The sequence below is a fragment of the Paenibacillus algorifonticola genome, assembly GCF_050481745.1.
GTDB classification, from domain to species: Bacteria; Bacillota; Bacilli; order Paenibacillales; family Paenibacillaceae; genus Pristimantibacillus; species Pristimantibacillus algorifonticola_A.
On the sequence record NZ_JBCNGR010000068.1, the window covers coordinates 1 to 2938 of the forward strand.

A 2938-nucleotide genomic window follows, 5' to 3' on the forward strand; every position below is an offset into this window, starting at 1 on the left:
GCGCCTGGGGTTCAGAGCTTCTTGGAACAAATGGCACCTGCGCTGGATGCCTGGGCGTTGGAAAATATGATTCCGCAAAAGCCGGACTACCTGAGCAAGCAGACAGCAAAAACGGTATACTTATCTCGATATACGTATGAGGAATTAATCCTCGGTCCGCAAATGCTGATAGCCGAGTTCAATCTTATTTTTGGGGTTATTGCGATTGTAGCGGCGATCCCGACAGGCGGGGGATCGCTGTATCTTTTAGCAGCGGCTGATGTTGCTTTAGGCGCAGCCATGATTTGGGTCAATGCAGAGAAGTTAATCGATCTAAAGAATGGTGATGATAGCACCAACCCTTCCTTATTTGGCATCGACCAGTCTATGCTGGACAAGCTTGGTATTGCCCTGACCGTTGTGAACTTGGGTATTTTGCTGAAGCATGGCTTGTACGCCGCTGCGAATAAACTGGCGAATGGCCGAAATATATCGGCGCTGGATGATACTTGGACGAAGTTCAAGCTGGAAAATGTTAAACCGCCAAAACCGAAGGAAGCACCTGCACTGCCGAAAACGAAGACAACAACGAAAGAGCCTACAAAAGGCGGTCCTGGTGTGAATAGGCCGATTGATGAGTTTGATGATGCATCGATTTATCAGAGGGCGGGTAAGGGTAAACCGGAGCCTCCACATGCAACAGGTGGGAAAGTTGAGGGGACGGGGAACGTTAAACCACCAAAGGGATCGACACCTAATGAACATAGATATGCTCTTGATCCGGATACAAATAAACCTATGGATTTTGAATGGGTCACAACAAGAACGGTTGATCCTATTCTTGATAAAGAGATATTGGAAAACGCAGCTAAATTTAAAGGGAAGCTATCTAATACAGTTCTGAAAAGCGGAAAAGGAAATTTTTCATACGCAAAGGTTGACTTAGATGTAGAATTACCTAAAAATGATTATTATGCCCATAGTCAAGTGGATGAACATTCTGGAAACCCAAATATAAAAGATATATCAGAACTTCCAGATGATCCAATATTTGAAGCCACAGTAGCACCGAATGCATTGGGGATTGAGTCGTTAAGGGTTGATGACACAGAATATAAGATTTTAAATGAAATAGCAAAAAATCTAGGAAATAACACAAATGCAAAAGGGAAAATCACCCTGTTCACAGAGAAGGATACTTGTGGTAGTTGTAACTACATCATAAGACAATTCATGGAGAAGTATAAGAATATTCAGATTGACGTAATTCATAATAAAGGGAATCCTATTGTACCAATAAAATAATAAACAGGAGGCTAGACTATATGATTCCTAAGCTAAGTTACAGAGAGATACTAGACTCATTTGATGAGTCGTTTCAGGAATACAAATGTAGAAATATGAGTAATTTGGAAGCGCTGGCTAAAACGTTTGAAGATTTCGAGATAATGATGAACAAAGGTGATCTTGAAAAAGCTACAATATTAATTAGGTATGGTGAGCTAGTATTGATGCAGCCATATGTATTTCATAAATCAAAAGATTACATTGTGAATTTTTTGGAAGAAGTGGATTGTGTATCTCTGCAACAAGAACTCTCTGATGTCGAATACCAAGAATTTGTCATGCGAAAAAAGGAAGTTTTATATAATCTTAATAACAAACCGTTAACTAATAATGCAAGAGCTATGTGGTATTATGATGAAATGATTGATGAAGTTAACTGCTATTATAATACTATAAATTTAAAAGATAAAACTGCTGATGAAATAGCTAGAGATGTCTTGGAACGGTTTAAAAGAGCTTGTAGAAATACAAAGAGTGAAAAAATTGGGGTCTATACTACATTAGCTGAACGTTTATTAGAGGACGATTTAACAGACTCTATTGAGCTTAAACATATAAGGGATATGCTAAAAGAATTTAATATTAATGAAGTAGGTGAACAACTATCTAATCATGAGAAGCAAAAGCTTCACTTGAGAATAGAATGGGTATTAAAGCGTTTAATAGATAATTAGTGTTCATTCTATAATTTATAAATGATAGTCCAAACTAAATTGCCTTAAAATATGTAAACAATGAGATATTACATTAGTTTTAGAGGATTTCACCATTAGAAGTTTTAGTGGGGAAATCCTTTTTTGTATTAATATGTCTTGATAATATATACTATTGAAACTGGTGGTTCCCGTATTCGGGGGAAGGCAACAATATGTTTCATGTGCTGCCCGATGAGGGTGCACGGATTAAGGTTTATTTTCCCAACGGTGTGGAAAAGAAGGCAATGGCGATCAACTCGGTGCGAGGCGGAAGCGAGGAGATGAAAAGCCGGACAGTATTCCAGAAGCCGACGACAAAGGTGTTCGAGTCGCCGGGAGCGGCCAAGATGCAGCTGGGGGACGATGGGGTTCTTTTTGAAAAAGGAACGGTCAGCCTGCATTTGGACGGCGGAAACATCACGGTGAACGCCAGTGAAGATGTACTGCTGGTTGCGGGCAATAAGGTGGAGCTGGGCAGCGGGAGCGAGATGGGAATCCTCGAGTCGATTCGGATGCGGGCGACGAATCAGGTCGATTTGCAAACGAATGTGGATCAGTATGTGCTGATCAGCGATAACCGAGTCGGCATCAAGAGCGGCAAGTTGGATTTTCAGAAGGTGGAAGTACCGTTCACCGAGCTGCTGACGGATGAAGAGATTGAGCAGATGTATCTGGACGAGCAGTTGTCCGAGCAATTTGCTGCGAATATGGAGCAAGAAAAGCAAAAGTATAACGGGGCTCCGATATCGGAGGAATATTTGTACCAGAAGGTTCATCCTGCCACCAAGAAACAAATGAAAAATGATCCAAACTTAGGCGCTAAAGCAAAGGACTGGATCAAGACGCAATCGACGGAAAAGCAGCAAGAGTTTTATCAGAAGAGGTATGGTCCGAAAACGAGTGAACCAAGCAAAGAT

The 2938-nt window shown here is 40.9% G+C and carries 3 protein-coding genes; all 3 read left to right on the forward strand.

Annotation, left to right across the window (positions count from 1 at the left end; all coding sequences use genetic code 11):
- Positions 1-1284: deaminase domain-containing protein (locus tag ABEW34_RS31265; RefSeq protein ID WP_430165575.1), on the forward strand; the 1284-nt coding region annotated here is incomplete at its 5' end.
- 20 nt (positions 1285-1304) lie between these two features.
- Positions 1305-2000: an Imm3 family immunity protein gene (locus ABEW34_RS31270; protein ID WP_430165578.1), complete on the forward strand. Its 696-nt coding sequence runs from the start codon at positions 1305-1307 to the stop codon at positions 1998-2000.
- A 194-nt stretch (positions 2001-2194) separates the two neighbouring features.
- Positions 2195-2938 (forward strand): hypothetical protein (locus tag ABEW34_RS31275; RefSeq protein ID WP_430165581.1); only part of this gene is annotated, 744 nt, incomplete at its 3' end.

Coding starts and splice junctions, on each gene's coding strand:
- ABEW34_RS31270 (WP_430165578.1), top strand. CDS start 1,305: ATGATTCCTAAGCTAAGTTACAGAGAGATACTAGACTCATTTGATGAG.